This window comes from Stenotrophomonas sp. CASM101 (assembly GCF_049384845.1).
Classification (GTDB): domain Bacteria; phylum Pseudomonadota; class Gammaproteobacteria; order Xanthomonadales; family Xanthomonadaceae; genus Stenotrophomonas; species Stenotrophomonas hibiscicola.
Genome location: NZ_JBMRFR010000014.1, coordinates 30,252 through 53,981, shown reverse-complemented (window position 1 = coordinate 53,981; position 23,730 = coordinate 30,252). Strand labels below are relative to the sequence as shown.

Sequence of the window (23,730 nt, the reverse complement as noted above, 5' to 3'; positions counted from 1 at the left end):
ATCCCCAACGGCCTGCGCCGGTACGTGCCGTGCACGCGGCGGCGGCGTATCGTGTGCGCATTCCATCGGGGATGCGACATGAAGCGTGCAGGGCTGGGCAGGGCAATGGGTGTGGTATTGGCGCTGGCCACGCTGCCGGCAACGGCGGCGGTGACCCCGCAGCAGTTCAGCCATGGGCGGTTCGAGCAGATTCCGGTGCACATGCCGGCCGGCACGCCGCAACGGGTGGTGATCTGGTTCCACGAACCCACTGCCGGCGGTGACACCAGCCGCCTGCCGATCGAGGCCCTGCGTGCCGACGGCGCGCTGGTGGCGGCAGTGGACATTGCGCATCTGCGCGGTGTGCTCAAGCGCGAGGGTGACCCGACCTGTTCGTTCGGTTCCGGTGACGTCGAGAATTTCTCGCGCTGGCTGCAGGCCTCGCTGCATCTGCCCGGCTACCACCTGCCGCTGGTCGGCGGTGATGGCGAAGGTGCCGAAATGGCCTACGCGCTGGCAGCGCAGGCCGACACCCAGGTTTTCGCCGGTGTGCTGACCACCGGCTTCTGCCCGGACCACAGCCACCAGCGCATGGTCTGCGGCGATGGCGTGAAGCGCGACAGGCTGCAGCCGGCCGAACTGAATTTTCCGTGGTTGAGTGCGGCAGGTGACAACGGCTGCAGGGCGGGCCAGGCCAGCCGGTTCGTACAGCAGGTGGCCATGGCGCGTGAGTTCAAGCGCACTGCGCGCGGTGATGCATCACCGGGCCTGGTGGCGGCGGCGCGGGTGATTGGCGCGCAGGCTGGCGTCAGCCTGGCACCGCCGCCTGCTGCACTGAAGGGCCTGCCGGTGGTGGAAATGCCAGCGGCCACCAGCGGCGATACGCTGGCGGTGTTCGTCTCCGGTGACGGTGGCTGGGCGGGCCTGGACAAGAACGTGGCGTCGTCACTCAACGCGCATGGCGTGGCGGTGGTGGGCATCGACTCGCTGCGCTACTTCTGGAGCCAGCGCACACCGAAGGGCTTTGCCGGCGACCTGCAGAAGATCATCGACCACTACCGCCAGCAGTGGCACCGAGACAAGGTGATGCTGATTGGTTTCTCGCAGGGTGCCGATGTGTTGCCTGCCACCATCAACCAGCTCGATGCCGGTACCCGTGAGGGGCTGGAGCGCATCGTGCTGCTATCGGTGGGCAGGAAGGCCGACTTCGAATTCCATGTCAGCAACTGGCTGGGCGGTGGCGGCGATGGCTTGCCGATCGCCCCGGAAGTGGCCAGGCTGCCGGCAGAAAAAACGCTGTGCGTGTTCGGCGACAAGGATGAGGACGCATTGTGCCCGGACCTGCCGGCCAATGACGGGGTGAAGCGGGTGAAGCTGCCGGGCGACCACCATTTCGGCGGTGACTATGATCGGCTGGCCGAGGTGATCCTCAAGGGCGGGGCGTGAAGCGGAGAGCGTGCGAACCAACGGTTCGCACCCACCAGGATGAGCCGCGGTAACGCCGGGCCACGCCCGTCAGCGTGTTGGCGCTGGCGTGTCGACCAAGGTCGACACCTACCGAGCAGCGGGTAGCGTCGAGCCATGCCCGACGCATCGCGGCTTCAGTTCCGCCGCGGATCCAGCGAGATCAGGCGCGTGGCATCCAGCAGCGCGGCCGGCAGATGCATGCCGCCGGGCGCCGCGAGATAGCGTGGCCGCCACTGCGGATCGAACTTCGACTTGAAGCGGCGCAGGCCACTGAAGCCATAGAAGCGTTCGCCATGCCGCGCCAGCAGGCCGGCCAGGCGGTTCCAGCGACCGGCCAGCCGATGCTGGGCCAGCCCGGACAACGGCGCCATGCCCAGCGAGAACCGCGCATAGCCCTGCGCGCGGCCCCACAGGAACAATTCGATGAAGAGAAAGTCCATCGTCCCCTTCGGCGCTTCGTTGACGTGGCGCATCAGGTCCACCGACAGCTCGGCACCGGCCGGTGCCTGCCACAGGTTGGCGAATGCCACGATCTGGCCCTCGGCTTCGACCAGTGCCACCGGGAAGCGCACCAGGTAATCCGGGTCGTAGCTGCCCAGCGAAAAGCCCTTCTCATCGCCGGCCTTGTCCTCCAGCCATGCGTTGGAGATCGCATGCAGACGTGGCAGCAGGCCGGGAACCTCCTCCTCCGGTGCCACGCGGAACGACAGGCCGCCGCGCCTGCCGCGGTTCCAGGCCTGGCGCAGATCGGCGCGTTCGCGGCCTTCCAGCCCAAAATCGTGCAGCGGCACGATCGCTTCCTCGCCCAGCTTGACCAGGCCCAGGCCGAGGTCGAGATAGGTCTGCCAGTAGGTCTCGCCCACCTGGTAGAACACCGGGCGCAGGCCGAGCCGGTCGGCTTCTTCGCGGAAGCGCCAGATGAGTGCACGGGCCACGTCCGGCGGGCCGACCGGATCACCCATCGCGATCAGCGAACCGCCATAGCGCTGCATCATCACGAAGCCCTGTTTCGCATCATCGTGCAGCACCGCCTTGTCGGCGGTCAGTACCAGGCAGGCCTGGGTATCGGTGGCCCCGGCCAGCACCGGTGCCAGCGACTGCAACGTGGCCTCGTCAGCGGCCGGCAGCGGGCTGCGCGTACTGTGCAGCAGGCGGGCCAGGCCGAACATCACCAGCGCGATCGCCACCACCAGCAACGCACGCAGCGCGCGCGGTGCGTTGCCGGACAACGCGAACTGCCACCACAGCTCGTTCTGGTATTCGACATGGCTGTAGGTGAAGAACAGCAGCCAGGTGACCGCGACCAGCACCAGACCCAGATTGCGCAGCCACGGCCACGACCAGGCTTCATCCAGCAGCGCGCCCTGGCGGTAGAACTCGCGGCGTGCAGCCCACAAGGCCATCGCCACCAGCACCGCTGAGACGGCGATCAATGGTTGCCCGCCGCGCAGCCACAGCGGCAACGGGGTGACAACGCACACCGCCATCGCCAGCATCCACGCGGCGTGGCTGCGCCGGGCCAGGCCCTGGCCGATCAGCAGCAGCGCGACGCCACTGAGGCTGCCGATCAGGTGTGAGGTTTCCAGGATCGGCAGCGAGGCGTTCACCAGGTGACGGCGTGGCGTCGGCAGCGTGCCGTCGATGACCAGCGCGGCGCCGATGCTGAACACCGCCAGCGCGATGATCTGCGGCAGCCACGGGCGCAGCGCGTTCCAGCCGGCACGGGTTGCCCCTGCGCTGGCCTGCAGCGGCTGACGCAGGGCCGGCGCAAGGGCGAGCAGGGTGGCCAGCACCAGCGGCAGCACGTAGTAGGTGACGCGGTAGATCAGTGCTGCCGCCAGCACCGCTGCCGGTGCCACCTGCGGCAACAGCTTCAGCAGGCTCCACTCGAACACACCCAGGCCTGCGGGCACGGTGGAGACCAGGCCGGCCAGCACTGCCACCAGGTAGAGGCCGACGAAGCCCGGCAGGCCGGTTGGCGTGGAGTCCGGCAGCAGCACGTAGAACGCGGCACTGGCCAGCACCAGCTCGATGACGCTGAGTACGGTGACACCGATCATGGTGCGGCGATCGGGCAGCCACAAGGCGTGACCGAGCACACTGAACTGCCGTCCGTCGCGGCCGACCAGCAGCACGGTGCCGAGATAGGCGAGCAGGGCAATGATGCCGACGATGCGCACGGCATCGGGATTCAATGGCAATGCCAACGCTGCCGCGGCGGGTTCCATGCATAGGGCCACGCTGATCAACAGCCATGCACCGAATACGAAACCGAGCGTGCTCATCAGCACCACCTGGCCGATCTGCGCCAGATCCAGGCCGGCGCTGCGGTAGCCGCGCAGGCGCACCGCGCCACCGGTCAACGCGGCAAAGCCCACGGTCTGGCCCAGCGTGTGCGCAAGGAACGCGGTGATGCCGACGCGCGCGGGGTGCACGCGGATGCGGCTGCGACGCAGGCCGATGGCATCGAAGCCGATCAGGCAGGCGTAACTGGCCAGGCCGAGTACCACGGTGAGCGCGATCTGCGTGCCGCTGAGCTGCCGGAACGCCTGGCGGATCGCACGATAGCCGTGCTCGTCGAACTCATTGGCCAGGCCGTGCAGGGCCAGGGCGAGGATCAGCAGCGGGATGACGATGGTGGCAACCCGCTTCCAGGTTGGCGTGGAAGGGACAGTGGCGGAATCGACGGGGGCGGTCATCGGCGCAAGGGTGCGGCAGGAGGGGCGAGGGCGGTGTCAACGCGGGCGTGGCGCATCGTGCGCCTGTCATCGTCATTTGACCAGTGGGACCGTCGGAGCCCGGTAGTGACGTGTCGCGGAGGGTACCCGTGCACCCACCGTCGACCGGTTTGGAGGACAATGCAGGCCTGATCAACCGCAGGAGCCACGCCCATGATGGAGCGTTACGACGTCGGACCGCGCATGTCCGAAATGACCGTATACAACAAGGTCGCCTACCTCTCCGGCCAGATTCCGGAAGACACCAGCCAGGACATCACCGGCCAGACCCGGCAGGTGCTGGCGGAGATCGACAAGCTGCTGGCGCTGGTCGCCAGTGACCGCCAGCACGTGCTGCGCGCCGAAGTGTTCCTGGCCGACATGGCCGACTTCGACGGCATGAACAAGGCGTGGGACGAGTGGGTGGTTGAAGGCGCGACCCCGGCACGTGCCACGGTCGAGGCCAAGCTGGCCCACGCCGACTGGAAGGTCGAGATCGTGGTGACGGCGGCAGTACCGTAACGGCAGGCAAGGTCACCTCCCACCAGGGAGGGGGTAGAGTCGACTGTTGGCCGACTATCGCGCGCAGCGCGCGGTTTTGCGCCGCCGGAACGAAGAGCAGTCGACTAACAGTCGACTCTACCCCGCCGCTTCACTGCCGGTTGGTCCGTTGGCTACGCTGGCACCAGCTCGATGCAGTCCACCGGGCATGGCGGGATGCACAGCTCGCAGCCGGTGCACAGGTCGGCGATGACCGTGTGCATGTACTTGGCGCCGCCGACGATGGCGTCCACCGGGCAGGCCTGGATGCACTTGGTGCAGCCGATGCAGTCGGCTTCCACGATCAGCGCCACCTGCGGCGCCTTGTGCTCGCCGCGCGATCGATCGAAGGGAATGGCAGGTACTCCGAGCACCTGCGCCAGTGCGCGCGCGCCGGTATCTCCGCCCGGCGGGCAGCGGTCCACGCCTGCCTCGCCGCGCGCCATCGCCTGCGCATACGGGCGGCAACCGTCGTAGCCGCATTGCCCGCATTGGGTCTGCGGCAGCAGGCGGTCGAGGCGTTCGGTCAGGGGCGGGATCAGGCTCATGCGTGGCGAAGGCTGCGCGTTGGGTTATTTCAGGGGCTTGCCGCGGAACCAGCGCTCGTGGGCCAGCGCCAGCATCGGCTTGTCTTCGGAACTGTCACCGTAGGCATGGATGCGCACGTAGCGCGACAGATCGAACTGGCGGCGGATGTGCTCGACCTTGCGCGGGCCGCAGTCGCCACCAGCGTAACGGCCGGTCAGGCGGCCATCCTGGCTTTCCAGGCGGTTGCAGATCAGCTGCAGGCCCAGCTGCTCGCACCACGGCCGCAGGTACAGGTCCAGCGAGCCGGACACGATCACGACGGTGTGCTGCTGTTCCTTGTGCCAACGGATCTGCTCCAGCATTTCCGGGCGCACCACGTCGGGCAGGAACTCGCGCGAGAAGCCTGCGGCCAGCGTGGCGATGTCATCGCTGTGGCGGTCGCTGAAGGTCAAACGGGTGACGCGCGCGCGGATGCGTTCGGCCGAGATCAGTTTCAGCCTGTACGCGGCCAGCCACGGGCCGACTTTCCACCATGCCTGTGCCAGCTGTTCGGCGGTGGCCACGCGGCGCAGGAAGCGGCCATAGGTATCGCAGGTGGTCACGGTGTGGTCGAAGTCGAACAGCGCCAGTTCCATTGCGTTGCTTCCCATCGCGTTGCCTCCCGGGGCCGGAGCTGCCGGCGGGCGTGGCGGTGGCCGCGCCCGCTGCAGGCATCAGCGCACCGGCATGCCCGGCTGCGCGCCGCTGTCGGCGTCCAGCAGCGCCAGCGCGCCACCGTCGAAACCGGCCGACAGGATCATGCCTTCGCTCAGGCCGAAGCGCATCTTGCGCGGGGCCAGGTTGGCGATGAACACCACGTTGCGGCCCACCAGCTGCTCCGGCTCGCCGTAGCTGCCACGAATGCCGGAGAAGATCTGGCGCTTGCCCAGTTCACCTGCGTCCAGTTCGAAGCGCAGCAGCTTGTCCGAGCCTTCCACGAACTCGCACACCAGCACCTTGCCGATGCGCAGGTCGAGCTTGGCGAAATCGTCGATGCCGATGTAGGCCGGAGCATCGGCGCTCTTTGCTTCGTCCTTGGCCGGGGCGGCCGGCTTGACCGCTTCGGTCCTGGCGGCGGGGGCGGCGGCAGCGGCCGGCTGCAGGGTGTCCTTGGAGGCGTCGATCATGGCGTCAATCTTCTTCGGGTCGATACGGGTGAACAGCGGGGTGTAGTCGGCGATGCGGTGATCCAGCAGCGGCTGCGCCAGCTCGGTCCAGTCGTTCACCGGCGCGGCCAGGAAGGCCTCGGCCTGCGCGGCGGTGGCCGGCAGCACCGGCTTCAGTGCGGTGACGAGCACGTGGAACAGGTTCAGGCCCTGGCTGCACACGGCCTGCAGCTGCGCGTCGGCGCCTTCCTGCTTGGCGATGACCCATGGCTTGACGTCGTCGATGTAGCGGTTGGCTTCGTCGGCCAGGGCCATGGTCAGGCGGATCGCCGCAGCCGGGTCGTTGCGCTCGTAGGCTTCACGGATCGGCGCCAGGCCGTCGACGAAGCGCTGGTACTGCGCGGCATCAGGCAGCTGCGCGGCCAGCTGGCCGTCGAAGCGCTTGCTGATGAAGCCGGCGCAGCGGCTGGCCAGGTTGACGAACTTGCCCACCAGGTCGGCGTTGACGCGGGCGATGAAGTCACCCAGGTTCAGGTCGAGATCGTCGACGCCACCGCTGGACTTGGCGGCGTAGTAGTAGCGCAGTGCCTCCGGTTCCAGGCCCGCGTCGAGGAAGGTACGGGCCATCACGAAGGTGCCGCGCGACTTGCTCATCTTGGCGCCGTCCACGGTCAGGTAGCCGTTCACGTGCAGGCGCGTCGGCGCACGATGGCCGGTGCCATGCAGCACGGCCGGCCAGAACAGGCCGTGGAAATTGACGATGTCCTTACCGATGAAATGGTGCAGCTCGGTGGCGGTGCCGGCGCGCAGGTGCGCGTCGAAGTCCTCGCCGATCCTGCCGCACAGGGTCTGGAAGCTGGACAGGTAGCCGATCGGCGCGTCCAGCCAGACGTAGAAGTACTTGCCCGGCTGGCCGGGAATCTGGAAGCCGAAGTACGGCGCATCGCGCGAGATGTCCCACGCGCGCAGGCCACCCTCGGCATTGAGCCACTCGCCCAGCTTGGCCTTCACCCCCGGCAGGGCGACGTCGCCGGCCAGCCATTCGCGCAGGAACGCATCGAAGTGGCTTACCTCGAAGAAGAAGTGTTCCGAATCGCGCATTTCCGGCGTGGCACCGGAGATGACCGAACGCGGCTCCTTCAGGTCGGTCGGCGCATAGGTGGCGCCGCACACTTCGCAGTTGTCGCCGTACTGGTCGGGGCTGCCGCAGTTCGGGCAGATGCCCTTGACGTAGCGATCGGGCAGGAACATGCCCTTGGCCGGGTCGTAGAACTGCGCCACCGAACGGCGGCTGATGTGGCCGGCTGCCTCCAGCTTCAGGTAGAACTGCTCGGTCAGCGCCTTGTTGGCCGCCGAGTTGGTGGAGTCGTAGTGGTCGAAGGCCACGCCGAAGGCGGCGAAGTCACGTTCGTGACTGGCCTGGATGTTGGCAATGAAGGTTTCCGGGGTGACCCCGGCCTTTTCCGCGGCCAGCATGATCGGCGTGCCGTGGGTGTCGTCGGCGCACACGAACCAGGCCCTGCCGCCGCTCATTCGCCGCGCACGCACCCAGATGTCGGCCTGGATGTAGCCGACCAGGTGGCCCAGGTGCAGCGGGCCGTTGGCGTAGGGCAGGGCGGTGGTGACGAGCGCGGTACGGGTCATGGTCGCGGGGTGAAGCCGAGGGGAACCGCAGAGTATCGCATGCCCGCAACGAGGTGACCCGGCCGGGGCCGGGTCACGGGGCTTAAGCGGGGGCCAAGGCGCTTATTCGCGCTGCCAGGTCTGCGCGCGGCAGATGAAGGCGATGCAGCCGGACACGTCCAGCCGGGTGCCGCCGGGCTGCAATTCCATCTTCGACTTGTAGGTCTTGCCATTGGCCGGATCGAGGATGGTGCCGCCGGACCACTTGTTGGCGCCGTCGGCCTTCAGGTTCCAGAGGATGGTCATGCCCTTCACCGGCTTGTTCCTGTTGGCGCCTTCACAGCCGTCACAGACCGGGTTCGGGCCCTTGTCCGAGTGCAGGATGTCGACCACCTTGCCGGTCAGCGTGCCGTTGGGGGCCTGGGTGATCTCGACGATCGACTTCACCTTGCCGGTCTTGTCGTCGATGGTCTTCCAGCGGCCGGCGGCGCCATCGGCGGCCTGCGCCGAGAGCGCGGCCAGGCACAGCGGCAATGCCAGCAGCAGGGTCTTGAAGGTGTTGCGCATGGTCCCCTCCCAGGGTTCATTCCGGCACGGTGCCGGCATGGGTCGACTGTATACCCATTCGGCGGGGTATGGGGAAGGGGGGCTTTGCAGGGCTGCGCCCTGCACCCGCAGAGGCAACAGCAACGGCAACGGCAAAAGCGGCCATTCCGTGGATGGCGGGGTGGGTCCGGTTGCGGGGGGCGCTGCAAGTACGTCCCTGTAAGCTCGGTCGCCGCATCCATGCGGCTCACGCCCCCGCAACCGGACCCACCCCGCCTTCGACAGAGTCCTGCGATCTGCCGGAATGGAACGGCCTGCTCTTGGTGGGTGTCGACCTTGGTCGACACGTAGATCCATGCCATGCATGGATGAATCACGATTGAAAAACGCTCAACCGACTTCGTACAGCTCCAGCGGCAGGCCATCCGGATCGGCGAAGAAGGTGAAGCGGCGGCCGGTGTATTCGTCCACGCGGATCGGTTCGCAGGCGACGCCATGCGCGGCCAGGCGCTGGATGAAGGGTTCCAGTGCAGCCACCCGGAACGCGAGGTGGCGCAGGCCCTGGGCTTCGGGGCGGCTGGGGCGCGGTGGTGGTGAGGGGAAGGAGAACAGCTCCAGCTGGCCGCCGTCGGGCAGGGCCAGGTCCAGTTTCCAGGAATCGCGCGCAGCGCGGTGGTTCTCGGCCAGCACGCGCAGGCCGAGGATGCGCACGTAGAAGTCCTTCGAGCGTGCGTAGTCGCTGCAGATCAGTGCGGCGTGGTGGATGCCCAGCAGGGCGTCGGAACCGGTGTTCATTGCAGAGTGTCCAGCCAGCGCTGGGCGATCTTCTGCGCCAGCGGGTACGGTTCGGGATCGTTGCGGTTGGTCAGCACGATCACGGTCAGGTGCTTTTCCGGGTGGCGCACGATCACGTTGCGGAAGCCGATGCTCTCGCCGCTGTGCCATTGCACCGGGCCGTTCAGGCGCCAGCCGAAACCGTAATGCGGCACGTCCGGTTCCGATGTGGCCGTGGCCGGGCTGAACATCGCGCGGCGAGAAGCCTTCGACAGCAGCCGGTCGTCATACAGCGCGGCGTCCCAGCGGGCGAGATCGTCCAGCGAGGAATAGATGCCGCCATCGCCGAGCACGGCGCTGGTGGTGCTCTGGTCGGTGCGCTGCCAGCGGCCGTCGATCCGGCTGTAGCCATAGGCGCGCGCGGCGACCGTGTCCACGCCGTCCTGGTGGGCCACGGTATGCGCCATGCCCAGTGGGCGGAAGATGCGCTGCTGCAGGAAGGCGGCGAAATCCTGGCCCGACGCGCGGCCGACGATCAGGGCCAGCAGCGCGTAGCCGCTGTTGCTGTAGCGGTACTGCGTGCCGGGTGCGAAATTCAGGCGGTCCTCGCGCGACAGCAGGGTCAGCACGTCGGCGTCATGCACCTGCCGCGTGTCAGCCGGGTCCATCAGGTCTTCGTAATCGAGCAGGCCGCTGGTGTGCGAGAGCAGTTGGCGGATCGTGATGGCCGCTGCAGCCGGCGGCAGTTCGGGCAGCCACTGTCGTGCAGGCTGATTCAACCCCAGCCGTCCATCCTCCACCAGCAGCAGCACCGCCGCAGCGGTGAACTGCTTGCTGACCGAGGCCAGCCGGAAGTTGCTGGCGGCAGTGACCGCAGTACCGTCCTCCACCACTGCCAGGCCGTAGCCACGGCGGAACACCGGCTGCCCGTCATGCAGCACCAGCACGGCGGCGCCGGGCACCCGGCCATCGTAGGCCTGCATCAGGCCGTCGATGCCCGCATCCGGTGGGGTCAGCACCGGCGCGGCGGAGCCCGCCACTGGCAGCAGGCCCAGCACGACGGCGAACAGGGCGACGGCAGGGCGCATGGCGGCTCCGGAGGGGTCAGGGTGAAGGGGCAGGTGTGGCGCTGGCGGGCTGCGCCATCCAGCGTTCCATCTTGCGGTCCAGCACGTCCAGCGGCATCGATCCGTCCTTCAGCAGTTCGGCGTGGAAGCGGCGCAGGTCGAAGGCGGCGCCCTGGCGGCTCTTGGCCTTGTCGCGCAGGGCGACGATGGTGGTCAGGCCGGCCACGTTGGACAGCGCCTGGCCGGGCTGGGCCATGATCCGCTCGACTTCGGCGTTGGCGTCGTCGCTGCTCATGTCCACGGTCTTCTGCAGGTAGGTGACGGCCTGCTGCTTGCTCCAGCCCTGTGCGTTCACGCCGGTGTCGGCCACTACGCGGGCGGCGCGCAGCAGGCGCGAATACAGGTAGCCGATGCGGTCGTAGGGATCGGTGTAGATGCCCAGGTTCTCACCCAGCGTTTCGGCATACAGGCCCCAGCCTTCGACGAAGGCGAGATCGCCACCGAGGCGGCGGAAGCGTGGCAGCTTGGCCAGTTCCTGCTGCAGGCCCAGCTGCACGTGGTGGCCGGGAATCGCTTCATGCAGGTACTGCACCGGCACGTTCCAGCGCTTGCGGCTGGGCAGGTCGCGGGTGTTCACGTACAACACGGCCGGTTGTCCGGCTGCGGACGGCTGATAGGCCGCTGCCGCGGCGGTGAGCGCGCGCTCCGGCTCCACCGCACGGACCTCCAGCGGTGCCTTCGGCAAGGTATCCAGCACCTGCGGCAGGCGTGCGCTGACCTGCTGCTGCACCTGGCGGTAGCGGTTGATCAGCGTGTTGGCGTCGCCGTACTGGAACTGGCGGTCGTTGCGCATGCTGCGCAGCAGCTTGGTGGGAGAGCCGCGCAGCTTGGCATCCTTCATCACGGTGGCGATCTGCGCCTGCAGTTCCTGCACGCGCTGTTCGCCCAGCGCATGCAGTTGTGCGGCGGTCTGGTCGCTGGCGGTGGTCTGCACGATCAGGTTGGCGTACCAGGCCTGGCCATCGGGCAATGCGCCCAGGCCGCTGCTGGTGCGTGTGGCCGGCAGGTATTCGGTGGCGATGAAGCCGCGCAGGGCGCGGTAGGCCGGCATGATGCGCAGCTCGATCATGCGCTTGTATTCGGCGCTGATGCGCGCCTTGTCCTCAGCCGGGATGGTGTTCGGCATGGTGCGGATCGGCGACCAGAAGATGCTCTCCTCGGCGGTCGGCTTGATCACCGCATCCAGCTGCGGCAGCACTTTTTCCATCAGGTCGCGTGGTTGCACCACGCCGGCCTTCATGCCCTGGCGCATGTTGTCGATGGCCTGGTCGAACAGCTCGGGAATGCCCAGCGAACGGCGTGACCAGGTGTCGTAGTCCTGCACGGTGTTGAATGGCTGCGCGCCCGCACCGGAGCCGAGGATCGCCATGATGCTGCCGATGTTGTAGTACTGGCTGATCGGCATCATCCAGCTCGGGTAACGCTCGGCGGCCAGCGATGCGCGCGCGTCGCGCACGAAGATCTCGTAGCTGAGCAGGTCCTGGCCCTGCAGGCCGTCACTGCCGAGCTTCTCGACCTTGCCCAGCCATTGCGTGGTGAAGTCGTGCGACTGCTGGCGCCAGGCGGCGGACAGGATGTTGGGCAGCTGGTCGTTGTAGCGCGGTTCGCCCTGGAACGTGGCCTGCAGCGGGTTCAACCGCATCGAGGCATCCCAGTACTCGTCGTACAGCCGTTCCAGCTGCACCTGCTTGGGCACGGCACGGGCCGGGGCGACCGGGCGGGGCGCGGCGCGGCGCGCCGAGCTGCCACGCGCCGGCGCGGTGGCGCGGGCGGGCCTGGCCTTGGGCTTGGCAGCCTGGCGGGTCTGCGCAGCGGCAGGGCGGCTGGCCTTTTTCTTCGCTGCTTCAGCCGACGGCACGGCACTGAACAGGAACAACGCGGCAATGGCGGCGGCCAGGGCGCGGGTGGGATGCGGCATCAGGAGCTTCCGTGGAACACAGACCGTGGAGCTTGCACGATCCGGCCGCGTACGGCCAGCGTGAAGGCGCAGTCAGCTTTTTGCCGCTGGGGCTTCAGTCAGCCGCAGCCGCGGCGCGCAGGGCGGCGGCCCTGTCGGCGCCCAGGTAGCGGGTGATCGCGCGCCGCATCAGGTACAGCAACGGGATCAATGCGATCGCAAAGCCCATCTTGTAGATGTAGTTGACGCTGCTGACGGCCAGGAACAGCGACGTCGGCCAGTGCTGCGGACCGAGCACGAAGGCGATCCAGATCACCACGAAGCTGTCCACCACCTGGGAGATCGCGGTGGATCCGGTCGCACGCAGCCACACGTGGCGCTCGCCGGTGGCCTGGCGGATGCGATGGAACACGGCCACGTCGATCAGCTGGCCGAGCAGGAAGGCCACCAGCGAACCGGCGATGGTCCACATGCCCTGGCCGAACACCGCGGCGAATGCCGCCTGGTAGTCCGGCACGCCGTGGCCGGCCATCGAGGTGACCCACCAGCTGGCCGGAGCCAGCGAGATCGCTGCGAAGGCGAACAGGAAGCCATAGGCGATCAGCACCACGGCCAACCACGAGATGAAGCGCACGCCGCGCTTGCCGAAAAACTCGTTGATCGTGTCGGTCATGATGAACACCACCGGCCACAGCAGGGTACCGGCGGTGAAGCTGAGCGAGCCGGTCTGGCCAAACAGGTTCCAGTTCAGCGGATCGATGCCCAGGGTGTCTTCCAGCGCGAAGATCTTCACCCCGATCAGCTCGGCCAGCACCGCGTTGCCGCAGAAGAACGCGGCCAGCACGATGAACAGCAGGACCGCGCGGTCCTGCAGCGGGCGCTCGATCGGCGCCGGTGTCATTCGGTGCGTTCGCCAGTGCGTTCGCCGGCGCGGGTGAACGGCACGCTGGACGGTGCCACGGCACCGCCGGAGATGATGAAGCTCATTGCCTGATCGACGGTCCAGTCGGTCGGGGTCAGCAGTTCCACCGGCACGATTTCCAGATAGCCCGAGGTCGGGTTCGGCGTGGTCGGTACATACACCGCGGCCAGCTCACGGTCGGTGCCGTGTTCCTTGATCACGCGGGTTACCAGGCCGACCGATTTCATGTCGCGATGCGGGAAGTCGATCAGCACCACGCGCTGGGTGCTGCCCGGTTCGGTCTGCAGCATGTCCAGCAGCTTCTTGGCGCTGTCGTAGATGATGCTGGCCAACGGAATACGCTTGATGACCGCGCCGACCCAGCGCAGCAGGCGCTGGCCGAGCACGCGGCGGCTGGCCACGCCCACCGCTAGGATCACCAGCAGGGTGGCCAGCAGGGCGATGGTGTCCTGGATCCACTCGGCGCGGACCCAGCCCAGATAGTGCGGGAAGCTGGTTGCGATCTGTTCGGACAGCGGCACCACCAGCGGGCTGGAAATACCCGACAGCAGCACGAACACGAACTTGACCACGACCCAGGTCAGCCAGATCGGCAGCAGGGTCAGCAGGCCGGTCAGGAACAGGCGCTGCAGGGAGGGGCGGGGGACCAGGGCGGGGGCTTCGAGCGACATGCGCGCATTGTAGCGGTCACGGCCGGTCGATTACGCTGGGGAATCGACTGCGGCAACGGCACATGGAAGGGAAGCTGTGTTGAAGATTCTGCGCGGACTGGGCTGGACCCTGGCAGGCCTGCTGGTGCTGGCCATCGTGGTGTGGTGCGCCTCGCGCATGTGGCCGGTGCCCGAATCGCGCCTGCAGGCGCAGCAGCGACTGGAAGCACGCCTGCCGGTGAGCGGCCGCAATGGATATGCACTGTTGTGGACGCTGCCGTTCGACGATCTGGATGCCCAGCAGCGCGAGCAGGCGCTGGCCGAGGATGTACGGCGCTGGGAAGCCGATGCACATGGCGGAAGCAGCGGCCGGACACACCTGGTAGCCAACCATGCCGAGCTGCACTCGCGGCCCGGGGCCAGTTGCGGGCCGGCCGCCAGCGGCTGTCTCGCCCAGGTCCGCGCGGACCCGCAACGCTTCGTGGAGGCCCACGCCGGGCACCAGCAGTTGCATGCGCGGCTGGATCAACTGGCCGACGCCGACTACTTCGCGTCGCCGTTCCCGCCGAAGGGCGAGGGCATTCTGGTCCCGTTGCCGGCCTATGGCGTAGTGATGGACGCCACCAGTGCACGCGCGCTGGCCTATGTGCAGGGTGACATTGACGGTGCCCTGCGTGGTGCCTGCCGTGGCCTGCAGCTGGGCCGGCGGCTGGTGCCCGGCAGCAGTTATCTGGTCGAGAGCATCATCGGTGCCAGCCTGGTGCAGGCCAATGCCCAGCTGCTGGCCGACATGCTGGTTGAACTGCCTGCCGACCACCCCCTGCCGGCCGAGTGCGAACAGGCCATGCAGCCGTTGCGGGCCGAGGAACAGAGCCTGTGCCGTGCTATGCAGGGCGAGTACGCGATGAGCCGGGCGGCGATCGAGTCCTCGGCCCGGGAATTTGGTGGCGTCCTGGTGCTTGACCGGCGCAGCACGTTGGCGCGCGTGGCCGGCAATCTTGGCTGGGCCTGTGGCGCAGCCGCCACGGCCGCGCTGGAGGCCGATCGGCCGCTGCCGTTACAAGCGCCGCCGCAGCGGGATTTCGGTTGCCTGTCCAATGTGATGGGGTGCGTGCTGACCGAGATTGCCGCGCCCGTCTATCCTGCGTATTCGTCACGGTCCCAGGACGCGGCGGCGATGCTGCGCCTGCTTGGCGCCCAGCGCTGGTTGCGGCAGCAGGCGCAAGACCCGGCTGAGGCGCTGCAGCGGTTGCCTGCGGAGTTCCGGTCGCCGGTGCGGTCGCCGCGGCTGTCCGTCGATGGCCGCCATCTGCTGGTGCCGCGTCGTTCTCCAGCGCGCAGCGCTGATGAGAACCCGTGGCTGACGGTACCGCTGCAGGCGGAGCCAGCTTCGGCTGCGTTGGCGCGCGATTGAGGCGCGCTCAGCGTGCGTGTGGCTTCAACCGCAGGTAGACCTGCTTGCGCACCTGGGCGACCACTTCGCCGCTCTCATCGACCACGTCGTTGCTGAACCAGCGCAGCACCTTCTCACCACTGGCTGCTTCCGTGCGCAGTTCATCCAGCAGCGCGTCGTCGATGCAGAATGACGTGCGTACGGTGCCGCGGCCGGGCTTGAGGAAGTCGATGGCGCCTGCTCGGTCCCACACGTAGTAGTCGCGCCCGAGGATGTGCAGCAGGCCCAGCATCCAGAATGGATCGGTCATCGCGAACAGGCTGCCGCCAAAGTGCGTGCCGACGTAGTTGCGGTTCCATGGCCGCAGGCGCAGCTCGACATCTATCTGCCGGTAGTCCGGCGTGATGCGGGTGACATGGATGCCGGTGAACAGGAACGGTGGCCAGAGATTGATACCGAAGCGGAACAGGTGGGCGTTCATGCGGGTGCGGGTGCGGGGACGCAGGGCGAGGCGCCCAGTCTAGCCATTCGCATGCGTATGTTGCACCCCGGCGGCGGCGAGGGTCACGCCTTGTCGTCGATCACATACCCGTCGCGGCCGTTGGCCTTAGCCTGGTACAACGCGGCGTCGGCGCCTTCGACGAAATGATGCGGTTGCAGCGTGCCGTCAGGCACGCGGGTGAACACGCCGATGGTGAGGGTGACGGCACCGTCGCTGCCATCACCGGGGGCCGGCAGTACACGCACGCAGGCGATCAGGTCCTCGACGACCTGGCGTGCGCCTTCGGCCGGGGTATCCGGAAGCACCAGTGCGAACTCATCGCCACCGTAGCGCGCGGCCATGTCGCGTGGGCGCCGTGCATGCGCACCGATCAGCCGTGCAACATCGCGCAGCACGCGGTCGCCGACCTGATGCCCGTGGCGGTCGTTGTGGCGCTTGAAATGGTCGACGTCGATCAGTGCCAGGCTCAAGGACCTGCCACTGCGGCGCGCGGCATCGCATTCCTGCTGCAGTGACTGCTCGAAACGCAGGCGATTGCCGAGGCCGGTCAGCGCATCACGGTTGGCCTGGCGGTGCCAGGCCGAGATCCGCCAGATCGCCCAGGACAGCAACACCAGCAGGATGCCCAGCATTGCGCTTGCCGGTGCCCACCACAGGTCACCGGCACGCAACAGCAACCAGCTCAGCAGCGGTGGAAGCGGCAGCGAGCACAGTGCGGCAAGCCATGGCAGGCGCAGGCCGAGCAGGAGCACGCACAACGCGGCCAGCACGCCGCTGATGGCGTGCTGCCAGAGGCGTGGCAGCAGATCGATCTGCTTGTGCTGCAGCAGCATCGACGCGATGTTGGCCTGGTATTCGCTGCCGCTCATCCAGTACTCGCGGGTGGTCGGGGTCAACAGCCGCGGTGCGATGCCGCTGGCCGTCATGCCCACCACGATGCGGCGGCCATGCAGCATCGCCGTGTCCACGTGACCATCAAGTACGTCGGCATAGGACACCTGCGGCAGGCGCTCGGGCGGCCCCGCATAGCGCACGCGCACGTAGTCGTCGCGTCGCCACTGATAGGGCGAACCGATCTGCGGATCGGGATCGGGCAGGCCGTGCACCGTGCCCGGCGGCAGGTCGGCCAGCGCCAGGCCCAATGCCGGCCAATGGGCCTTGCCGATGCCCGCATGCAGATACACACCGCGCGCGACGCCATCGCCGTCCACTTCCACATCGGTATGGCCGATTGCCGCAGCACTGCTCGCGATCTGCGGAATCGGCAGCATTTCCTCGGCCATGCGGTCGCCGGCGGCCGGCGCCGCCAGCACTGGCAGCACCACCCGGCCACTGCGGCGGATCGCTGTGGCCAGTTCATCGTCCTGCTGGCTGTCGCGTCGATCCGGCTCAGACAGCATCAGGTCCAGTGCGATGCGCTCGGCGCCGGCGTCGGTCAGCCGGTCCAGCAGGCGCGCATGGACCGAACGGGGCCAGGGCCATTGGCCGATGCGCTGCAGGCTGCCCTCGTCGATGGCCACGATCAGCACGCTGGGGTCGGGGCGGTACTCCCAATTCCCAACCATGGCGTCATAGGCGGCTTCGTCCTGGCGCCACAGCCACTGGCCGTGGCTGGCGATCACCGTCAGCACGCCGGCCAGCAGTGCCAGCAGAATCCGCTTCGACCACGGCAGCGGCGAGCGCCTCATAACAACAGCAACAGCAGCAGGGCGCCGCCACCAGCGCCGTAGCACAGACGGCAAGGCAGCTTGATCTGCTGGGCCGGCGAGTACTCGCCCGCATGCCCGTCGTCGTCGATGTACTGCACGCGCACATGCAGGGTGCCGCTCCACGGCTGCTTGAAGCTGACCTGCGGCTCGCTTACGGTCCGGTCGACCAGGGGGGCCCGGAAGTCGCCTCGACGGTCCACCTGCACCCGGTACCGCTGGCCTTCGCTGCCGGCCTGCCAGCGGAGGGTCAGTTCGCCACGCGTGGCCTCAGGCGGCTGCAGGGCCGGGTCGACCGGTTCATTGCTCAGTTGCAAGGGCAGGGCCTGGCCATAGCGGCCCTGGTGGCCGTTGCCATCGCGCGAGGCCACCCGCCAGAAGTACTGGCCGGGCGGCAGCGGCTGCGCCAGGCGCAGGTCGGTGCCCGGGGTGCTTTGTTCCTGCAGCGGTTGCTCGAAGTTCGGCTCGGCGGCAATCTGCAGCACGCTGCTGCGCGCACCGGGCGCCTGGCTCCAACGGAAGCGCGGTCGGTCGCTGTTGATGGTCTGCCCGTGCAGCGGGGCCACCGTCAGTGGCGGCGGGGGCTGGTCGCCGAGTTCGAAATCGGCGCTGGCGTCGAGGCCTTCCACACCCTGCGCATCCACGGCGCGCAACAGGATGCGCAACTGGCCGGGGGGCAGGTCGCCGATCGCCAGCCGGGTATCGGTGGTGGTGGCGGCAAACAGCAGGATTTCCGGCGTTGCCGACAGCACCACTTCAACGCGGTAGCGGGCGGCGCCGTCGACGGGGTCCCAGGCGAGGAGGGCCGGCAAGGGCGCCAGGCGCATGCCGTCGCTGCGCAGCTGCGGTGCTGGAAGAAGGGCGGAGACAGCATCCGGCGCCGTATCGGCGCTGCTGCTGAGGCTGGCCTGTCCAGGCTGGACCAGGCGCTTGCCGTGGATGTTGCCGACCTGCACCTTGCCCTGCAGCACTTCGGTGGCAGCCACGTGGCCGGCGTCACCGGCGCTGACCCGGAATACGGTACCGCGTACGCTGCTGGTCGCCGTAGGTGCATCAATGATGTAGCGCGAGGCGGGGCCACGGGCAGGCGTCACCCGGTTGCTGGCGCGGCCCTGCTGGAGGCGCACGCGGGTATCGACCATGCCGGTGTGGCCGTAACGGCTGAGCTGGTCCAGGCGCAGCCGGGAATGCTCGCGCAGCTGCAGGCGGGAAGCGTCGGCGAATTCAAGCGTGACGCTGGAGTCGCCCTCGGTCTGAACCGTGTCACCGATGCGAAGCTGTTCCCCGGCCAGTAGCGCGCGCGTGGCGCTGCCATCGGCGCCGGACAGTTCGACCTTGCCCCTTACCGACAGCACGCGGGCGGGGGCTGGTTCGATGCGCAGCCAGCTGATCGGGAAGCGCAGCAGCTGCCCCGGCGGCAGCTGGTAGGGGTTGTCGATGCGGTTGTGCTGTTGCAGCTGCTGCCAGCGTACCGAGGGCTTGAGATACAGGCAACCCAGGTCCCACAGGGTATCGCCGGGACGGACCCGGTAGTTCCAGTCCTGGGCCGCGGCAATGGCCGGCAGGAAGAGAAGAGCGCAGAGCAGCGCGCCCTGGAAGCGCATGGCGAACGACAGCGAGCGGACGAAGGTCACAGTTTGCAATCCCGGCAATGCGGGGGCGCAGCTGCAAGACCCCATGGCCCCGACCTCATCCCCCCGAACGGATCGTGGCGGCCGCACGGCCGCCATCCAGTGCATTATTGCCCGCGTTCAGTGCAGGGATTCTGAACGAGGACGGCTCCCGTTCAGAACAGCAGCGAGGCCATCCGGCGACGGTACTGGCCGACCAGGTCCTCGTCGGAGATCACATTGAAGGCGTCGATCAGGGCCTTGCGCGGCAGCCCTTCCTCGAACGTGCGGTCGATCCGCAGCATTTCCAGGAACTGGGCCAACGCAGCTTCGTCATGGCCCCCGAGCAACAGTTGCACGCCGCGCAGATGGCGGGCCTTGAGGTCCTTGCCATCGGCGGCGATGCGGGCGTCCAGCACTTCAGCGGCCGGGGCATCCTTCAGCGCGGCGGCGAAGGCCAGGCGGGCGCGGGCACGCACGGCGCGGTCGTCGGTGGCCAGATTGGCGGGCAGGCCGTCGATCAGGGTGCCGGCTTCGTCCACGCCACCGATCTGCAGCAGGGCCAGGGCCAGGTCGAGCTTCAGTTCGTCCTTGTCCGGCTCGGCGGCGATCTGGGCACGCAGCACATCGACCTGCGCCTGCGGGTCCAGCGGGGCGTCATCTTCGGGCGCGGCGTCGCCGACATCGGCCGGCACGATGCCGTGCTGGGCCAGGAACTCACGCAGCTGGCCTTCCGGAATCGCGCCCGGGAAGCCATCCACCAGCTGGCCGCCCTTGACCAGGAACACGGTCGGCACCGAGCGGATCTGGAAGGCCGCTGCGATCTGCTGTTCCTTGTCGACATCGACCTTGGCCAGTTCGAAGGCGCCGTTGTACTCGGCGGCCAGTTTTTCCAGCATTGGGCCCAGGGTCTTGCACGGCCCGCACCAGGTGGCCCAGAAGTCGACCAGCACCGGCGTCTGCAGCGACTTCTGCAGGACTTCGGCCTCGAAGGTCGCAGTGGTGGCGTCGAATACGTAGGTCGTCTCGGTCATGGGGGAGGCATCGTTTGGCGTCTGGAGTCCGATTCTATGGTGACGATCGATGCCGGTCTCAACCCGGGTTGTGGTAAATGCCTGACAATGCAGTCTTCCTCTCGCCGTACTTTCCGGAGTCTGCATGTCGTCCCTGTCACCGTTGCTGCGCCTGCCTGGCCTGGTCGCCGCGCTGCTGTTTGTACTGGCGGTGATCGGTTTCGGCGCCGGCCTGGACGGCTACGCACAAGCCCGTCATCCGGTGGCACTGCTGGGCGCGCAGGGGGTGCCGCATGCGCTGGCCTTCAATCTGCTGGGCTTCGTGCTGCCGGGCCTGCTGGCGGCGATCGTGGCCGAGTGCCTGCGCCGCGGGCTGCCGGCAACCGCCGGCTGGGCGCCACGGGTGGGCAGCCAGATGCTGCTGCTGGCCGGGTTGGCCTTCGCCGCGATGGGGTTGCTGCCGCTGGATGTGGATGACCTGCACGGGCCGGCCAGCCAACTGCATGCCAGCGCCTGGATGATCTGGGTGCTGGGTTTTGTCGCCGGAACCCTGCTGCTGGCCGTATCCGGTCTGCGCCAGGTGCATGGCCGCGCGCTGGGCGTACTGGCGCTGGGCTGCGGCATGCTGGCCGCGCTGGCCGCGTTTGCCCTGCAGGGCGTACTGCCGGCGCCGCTGGCACAACGGCTGGCGTTTGCGTGCTGGGCAGTCTGGCTGGGGGCGGCCCTGCCGCTGTCGCGCCCACGCTGAGACGCCTCCCGGGGCGTCGCGGCGCCTGCCTCCGGCGGGCAGGATTGGAGACGTTTGCCGCACTGCGGTACGCTGTACCGCTTTGCCGCCGCATCCGCGTGTTCCATGACCAGCGCTGAAACCAACGCCTACGACCCGCAGCAGGTTGAATCCGCCGCCCAGCAATACTGGGACGCTACCCGTGCCTTCGAGGTCGACGAGACTTCGGACAAGCCGAAGTACTACTGCCTGTCGATGCTTCCGTACCCGTCCGGTGCGCTGCACATGGGCCACGTGCGCAATTACACGATTGGCGACGTGATCAGCCGCTACAAGCGCATGACCGGCCACAACGTGCTGCAGCCGATGGGCTGGGACGCGTTCGGCCTGCCGGCGGAAAACGCCGCGATCAAGAACAAGACCGCGCCGGCGGCGTGGACCTACAAGAACATCGACCACATGCGCAGCCAGCTGAAGTCGCTGGGCTACGCCATCGACTGGTCGCGCGAGTTCGCCACCTGCCGCCCGGACTATTACGTCCACGAGCAGCGCATGTTCACCCGCCTGATGCGCAAGGGCCTGGCCTATCGCCGCAATGCGGTGGTGAACTGGGACCCGGTCGACCAGACCGTGCTGGCCAACGAGCAGGTCATCGACGGCCGCGGCTGGCGCTCCGGTGCCCTGGTCGAGAAGCGCGAGATCCCGCAGTGGTTCCTGCGCATCACCGACTATGCCCAGGAGCTGCTGGATGGCCTGGACGAGCTGGACGGCTGGCCGGAATCGGTCAAGACCATGCAGCGTAACTGGATCGGCCGTTCCGAAGGCCTGGAAATCCAGTTCGACGTGCGCGATGTCGACGGCAGCGCGCTGGACCCGCTGCGTGTGTTCACCACCCGCCCGGACACGGTGATGGGCGTGACCTTCGTGTCGATTGCCGCCGAACACCCGCTGGCGCTGCACGCGGCGAAGAACAATCCGGAACTGGCCGCGCTGCTGGTCGACCTGAAGCAGGGGGGGGTGTCCGAAGCCGAGCTGGAAACCCAGGAAAAGCGCGGCATGGATACCGGCCTGCGCGCGCTGCACCCGGTGACCGGCGAGCCGGTCCCGGTGTGGGTCGCCAACTTCGTGCTGATGGGCTACGGCACCGGCGCGGTGATGGCGGTGCCGGGCCATGACCAGCGCGACAATGAAGTGGCCAACAAGTACGGGCTGCCGATCAAGCAGGTCATCGCGCTGAAGGATCCGCGCACCGACGAAGAGCGCACCTGGGACGGCAGCCGTTGGCAGGACTGGTACAGCGACAAGAGCCGTGCCTTCGAGCTGGTCAACTCGGCCGAATTCGACGGCCTGGACTTCCAGGGCGCGTTCGAAGCGCTGGCCGAACGCTTCGAGCGCAAGGCCCAGGGCCAGCGCCGCGTCAACTACCGCCTGCGCGACTGGGGCGTGAGCCGCCAGCGCTACTGGGGCTGCCCGATTCCGGTGATCTACTGCGCCAAGTGCGGCGCGGTGCCGGTGCCGGAAGAACAACTGCCGGTGGTGCTGCCGGAGGACGTGGCGTTCTCGGGTACCGGTTCGCCGATCAAGACCGACCCGGAATGGCGCAAGACCACCTGCCCGGACTGCGGCGGTGCGGCCGAGCGCGAGACCGATACCTTCGACACCTTCATGGAGTCGAGCTGGTACTACGCCCGTTACACCTCGCCGGGTGCCCGTGACGCCGTCGACAAGCGCGGCAACTACTGGCTGCCGGTGGACCAGTACATCGGTGGCATCGAGCACGCGATCCTGCACCTGATGTATTTCCGCTTCTACCACAAGCTGCTGCGCGACGCGCGGATGGTGGACAGCAACGAACCGGCGCGCAACCTGCTGTGCCAGGGCATGGTGATTGCTGAGACCTACTACCGCCCGAACCCGGACGGCTCGAAGGACTGGATCAACCCGGCCGATGTGGAAGTGCAGCGCGACGAGCGCGGCCGCATCACCGGCGCCACCCTGATCGCCGACGGCCAGCCGGTGGTGGTCGGTGGAACCGAGAAGATGTCCAAGTCGAAGAACAACGGCGTGGACCCGCAGGCGATGGTCGGCAAGTACGGCGCCGACACCGTGCGCCTGTTCTCGATGTTCGCCGCGCCGCCGGAGCAGTCGCTGGAGTGGAACGAGGCCGGCGTGGACGGGATGGCCCGCTTCCTGCGCCGCCTCTGGGCCCAGGTGCAGAAGCATGCCGCCGACGGCGCCGCCCCGGCGCTGGATGTTGCAGCACTGGACGCCAACCAGAAGGCGCTGCGCCGCAAGACCCACGAAACCATCGGCAAGGTCGGTGACGACTACGGCCGCCGCCACAGCTTCAACACCGCGATCGCTGCGGTGATGGAGTTGATGAACGCACTGGCCAAGTTCGAGGACGGCAGTGAGCAGGGCCGTGCGGTGCGCCAGGAAGCGCTGCAGGCCATCGTGCTGCTGCTGAACCCGATCACCCCGCATGCCAGCCACGCCCTGTGGCAGGTGCTGGGTCACGCGGAGACGCTGCTGGAAGACCAACCGTTCCCGCAGGCCGATGCCAGTGCGCTGGTGCGCGACGCGCTGACCCTGGCGGTGCAGGTCAACGGCAAGCTGCGTGGCACCATCGACGTGGCGGCCGACGCCGCGCGCGAGCAGGTGGAGGCACTGGCGCTGGCCGAGCCCAACGCGGCCAAGTTCCTGGAAGGCCTGACGGTGCGCAAGATCATCATCGTGCCGGGCAAGATCGTGAACATCGTCGCCGCCTGATGTATCCGCACCGGCGCCCGCGAGGTGGCCGGTGCCATTCCGGTGCAGGGCCAGGCGTCTGATGGCCCTGCATTCACGCGGCTTCGGGCAGGCTG

19 protein-coding genes are annotated in these 23,730 nt (G+C 67.9%); 5 read left to right on the top strand and 14 right to left on the bottom strand.

Going from position 1 to position 23,730, the window contains the following annotated elements; translation table 11 throughout:
- The first annotated feature begins 78 nt into the window (after positions 1 to 78).
- On the top strand, positions 79 to 1,425 hold the full coding sequence (locus VG543_RS16765; RefSeq protein WP_423179041.1) for a virulence factor family protein: 1,347 nt from the start codon (positions 79 to 81) through the stop codon (positions 1,423 to 1,425).
- Between the two features lie 155 nt (positions 1,426 to 1,580).
- Here VG543_RS16765 and mprF read toward each other — a convergent pair whose 3' ends face one another.
- Positions 1,581 to 4,145 (bottom strand): bifunctional lysylphosphatidylglycerol flippase/synthetase MprF, encoded by a 2,565-nt coding sequence (gene mprF, locus VG543_RS16760; RefSeq protein ID WP_423179040.1) that lies wholly within the window; start codon positions 4,143 to 4,145, stop codon positions 1,581 to 1,583.
- 192 nt (positions 4,146 to 4,337) lie between these two features.
- Between mprF and VG543_RS16755 the strand changes: the two genes are divergently transcribed.
- Positions 4,338 to 4,685, top strand: a complete 348-nt coding sequence (locus VG543_RS16755; protein WP_005410556.1) for a RidA family protein — start codon at positions 4,338 to 4,340, stop codon at positions 4,683 to 4,685.
- 152 nt (positions 4,686 to 4,837) lie between these two features.
- Here VG543_RS16755 and rnfB read toward each other — a convergent pair whose 3' ends face one another.
- From rnfB to VG543_RS16710, 9 genes are all read right to left on the bottom strand, one after another.
- Positions 4,838 to 5,251 carry an Rnf electron transport complex subunit RnfB gene (gene rnfB, locus VG543_RS16750; RefSeq protein ID WP_134732212.1) on the bottom strand — a complete coding sequence of 138 codons (414 nt, stop codon included), beginning with the start codon at positions 5,249 to 5,251 and terminating at the stop codon, positions 4,838 to 4,840.
- Positions 5,252 to 5,275: 24 nt separating this feature from the next.
- Positions 5,276 to 5,866 carry an HAD family hydrolase gene (locus tag VG543_RS16745; RefSeq protein WP_005418147.1) on the bottom strand — a complete coding sequence of 197 codons (591 nt, stop codon included), beginning with the start codon at positions 5,864 to 5,866 and terminating at the stop codon, positions 5,276 to 5,278.
- Positions 5,867 to 5,944: 78 nt separating this feature from the next.
- Positions 5,945 to 8,020, bottom strand: coding sequence for a methionine--tRNA ligase (metG, locus tag VG543_RS16740; protein ID WP_423179039.1), 2,076 nt, complete (start codon positions 8,018 to 8,020; stop codon positions 5,945 to 5,947).
- 102 nt (positions 8,021 to 8,122) lie between these two features.
- Entirely contained in the window at positions 8,123 to 8,566 is a 444-nt protein-coding gene (locus VG543_RS16735; protein WP_262212106.1) for a DUF2147 domain-containing protein, read from the bottom strand.
- Between the two features lie 369 nt (positions 8,567 to 8,935).
- Entirely contained in the window at positions 8,936 to 9,340 is a 405-nt protein-coding gene (locus VG543_RS16730; RefSeq protein ID WP_111099026.1) for a VOC family protein, read from the bottom strand.
- Positions 9,337 to 10,407, bottom strand: coding sequence for a serine hydrolase domain-containing protein (locus tag VG543_RS16725; protein WP_155029922.1), 1,071 nt, complete (start codon positions 10,405 to 10,407; stop codon positions 9,337 to 9,339). The genes VG543_RS16730 and VG543_RS16725 overlap by 4 nt, the downstream gene beginning before the upstream one ends.
- Before the next feature lie 16 nt (positions 10,408 to 10,423).
- Positions 10,424 to 12,364: a DUF885 domain-containing protein gene (locus VG543_RS16720; protein WP_423179038.1), complete on the bottom strand. Its 1,941-nt coding sequence runs from the start codon at positions 12,362 to 12,364 to the stop codon at positions 10,424 to 10,426.
- 94 nt (positions 12,365 to 12,458) lie between these two features.
- Positions 12,459 to 13,244: a queuosine precursor transporter gene (locus tag VG543_RS16715; RefSeq protein ID WP_111104278.1), complete on the bottom strand. Its 786-nt coding sequence runs from the start codon at positions 13,242 to 13,244 to the stop codon at positions 12,459 to 12,461.
- The gene (locus VG543_RS16710) at positions 13,241 to 13,936 is read right to left on the bottom strand and encodes a DUF502 domain-containing protein (protein ID WP_005414135.1); all 696 of its coding nucleotides are present in this window, start codon (positions 13,934 to 13,936) and stop codon (positions 13,241 to 13,243) included. The genes VG543_RS16715 and VG543_RS16710 overlap by 4 nt, the downstream gene beginning before the upstream one ends.
- 76 nt (positions 13,937 to 14,012) lie before the next feature.
- Here VG543_RS16710 and VG543_RS16705 point away from each other — a divergent pair, with 76 nt between their 5' ends.
- A complete protein-coding gene (locus VG543_RS16705) occupies positions 14,013 to 15,329 on the top strand; it encodes a hypothetical protein (RefSeq protein ID WP_233653883.1) in 1,317 nt (438 codons plus the stop codon).
- Between the two features lie 7 nt (positions 15,330 to 15,336).
- Here VG543_RS16705 and VG543_RS16700 read toward each other — a convergent pair whose 3' ends face one another.
- From VG543_RS16700 to trxA, 4 genes are all read right to left on the bottom strand, one after another.
- Positions 15,337 to 15,789, bottom strand: coding sequence for a DUF4442 domain-containing protein (locus VG543_RS16700; protein WP_423179037.1), 453 nt, complete (start codon positions 15,787 to 15,789; stop codon positions 15,337 to 15,339).
- Between the two features lie 83 nt (positions 15,790 to 15,872).
- Positions 15,873 to 17,498, bottom strand: coding sequence for a CHASE2 domain-containing protein (locus VG543_RS16695; RefSeq protein WP_019662119.1), 1,626 nt, complete (start codon positions 17,496 to 17,498; stop codon positions 15,873 to 15,875).
- Positions 17,495 to 19,195, bottom strand: coding sequence for a FecR domain-containing protein (locus VG543_RS16690; protein WP_423179036.1), 1,701 nt, complete (start codon positions 19,193 to 19,195; stop codon positions 17,495 to 17,497). Before VG543_RS16690 ends, VG543_RS16695 begins: the two co-directional genes overlap by 4 nt.
- A 107-nt stretch (positions 19,196 to 19,302) precedes the next feature.
- Positions 19,303 to 20,160: a thioredoxin gene (trxA, locus tag VG543_RS16685; RefSeq protein ID WP_019662117.1), complete on the bottom strand. Its 858-nt coding sequence runs from the start codon at positions 20,158 to 20,160 to the stop codon at positions 19,303 to 19,305.
- A 124-nt stretch (positions 20,161 to 20,284) separates the two neighbouring features.
- Between trxA and VG543_RS16680 the strand changes: the two genes are divergently transcribed.
- Both VG543_RS16680 and leuS read left to right on the top strand, forming a co-directional pair.
- The gene (locus VG543_RS16680) at positions 20,285 to 20,887 is read left to right on the top strand and encodes a DUF998 domain-containing protein (RefSeq protein WP_019662116.1); all 603 of its coding nucleotides are present in this window, start codon (positions 20,285 to 20,287) and stop codon (positions 20,885 to 20,887) included.
- A gap of 105 nt (positions 20,888 to 20,992) precedes the next feature.
- On the top strand, positions 20,993 to 23,635 hold the full coding sequence (gene leuS, locus VG543_RS16675) for a leucine--tRNA ligase (RefSeq protein WP_026347280.1): 2,643 nt from the start codon (positions 20,993 to 20,995) through the stop codon (positions 23,633 to 23,635).
- Positions 23,636 to 23,730: the final 95 nt, after the last annotated feature.

What these genes read in the sequence shown, in the direction of transcription:
- VG543_RS16765 (WP_423179041.1), top strand. Translation starts at nt 79, where the DNA reads ATGAAGCGTGCAGGGCTGGGCAGGGCAATGGGTGTGGTATTGGCGCTG.
- mprF (WP_423179040.1), bottom strand. Translation starts at nt 4,145, where the DNA reads ATGACCGCCCCCGTCGATTCCGCCACTGTCCCTTCCACGCCAACCTGG.
- VG543_RS16755 (WP_005410556.1), top strand. Translation starts at nt 4,338, where the DNA reads ATGATGGAGCGTTACGACGTCGGACCGCGCATGTCCGAAATGACCGTA.
- rnfB (WP_134732212.1), bottom strand. Translation starts at nt 5,251, where the DNA reads ATGAGCCTGATCCCGCCCCTGACCGAACGCCTCGACCGCCTGCTGCCG.
- VG543_RS16745 (WP_005418147.1), bottom strand. Translation starts at nt 5,866, where the DNA reads ATGGAACTGGCGCTGTTCGACTTCGACCACACCGTGACCACCTGCGAT.
- metG (WP_423179039.1), bottom strand. Translation starts at nt 8,020, where the DNA reads ATGACCCGTACCGCGCTCGTCACCACCGCCCTGCCCTACGCCAACGGC.
- VG543_RS16735 (WP_262212106.1), bottom strand. Translation starts at nt 8,566, where the DNA reads ATGCGCAACACCTTCAAGACCCTGCTGCTGGCATTGCCGCTGTGCCTG.
- VG543_RS16730 (WP_111099026.1), bottom strand. Translation starts at nt 9,340, where the DNA reads ATGAACACCGGTTCCGACGCCCTGCTGGGCATCCACCACGCCGCACTG.
- VG543_RS16725 (WP_155029922.1), bottom strand. Translation starts at nt 10,407, where the DNA reads ATGCGCCCTGCCGTCGCCCTGTTCGCCGTCGTGCTGGGCCTGCTGCCA.
- VG543_RS16720 (WP_423179038.1), bottom strand. Translation starts at nt 12,364, where the DNA reads ATGCCGCATCCCACCCGCGCCCTGGCCGCCGCCATTGCCGCGTTGTTC.
- VG543_RS16715 (WP_111104278.1), bottom strand. Translation starts at nt 13,244, where the DNA reads ATGACACCGGCGCCGATCGAGCGCCCGCTGCAGGACCGCGCGGTCCTG.
- VG543_RS16710 (WP_005414135.1), bottom strand. Translation starts at nt 13,936, where the DNA reads ATGTCGCTCGAAGCCCCCGCCCTGGTCCCCCGCCCCTCCCTGCAGCGC.
- VG543_RS16700 (WP_423179037.1), bottom strand. Translation starts at nt 15,789, where the DNA reads ATGAACGCCCACCTGTTCCGCTTCGGTATCAATCTCTGGCCACCGTTC.
- VG543_RS16695 (WP_019662119.1), bottom strand. Translation starts at nt 17,498, where the DNA reads ATGAGGCGCTCGCCGCTGCCGTGGTCGAAGCGGATTCTGCTGGCACTG.
- VG543_RS16690 (WP_423179036.1), bottom strand. Translation starts at nt 19,195, where the DNA reads ATGGGGTCTTGCAGCTGCGCCCCCGCATTGCCGGGATTGCAAACTGTG.
- trxA (WP_019662117.1), bottom strand. Translation starts at nt 20,160, where the DNA reads ATGACCGAGACGACCTACGTATTCGACGCCACCACTGCGACCTTCGAG.
- VG543_RS16680 (WP_019662116.1), top strand. Translation starts at nt 20,285, where the DNA reads ATGTCGTCCCTGTCACCGTTGCTGCGCCTGCCTGGCCTGGTCGCCGCG.
- leuS (WP_026347280.1), top strand. Translation starts at nt 20,993, where the DNA reads ATGACCAGCGCTGAAACCAACGCCTACGACCCGCAGCAGGTTGAATCC.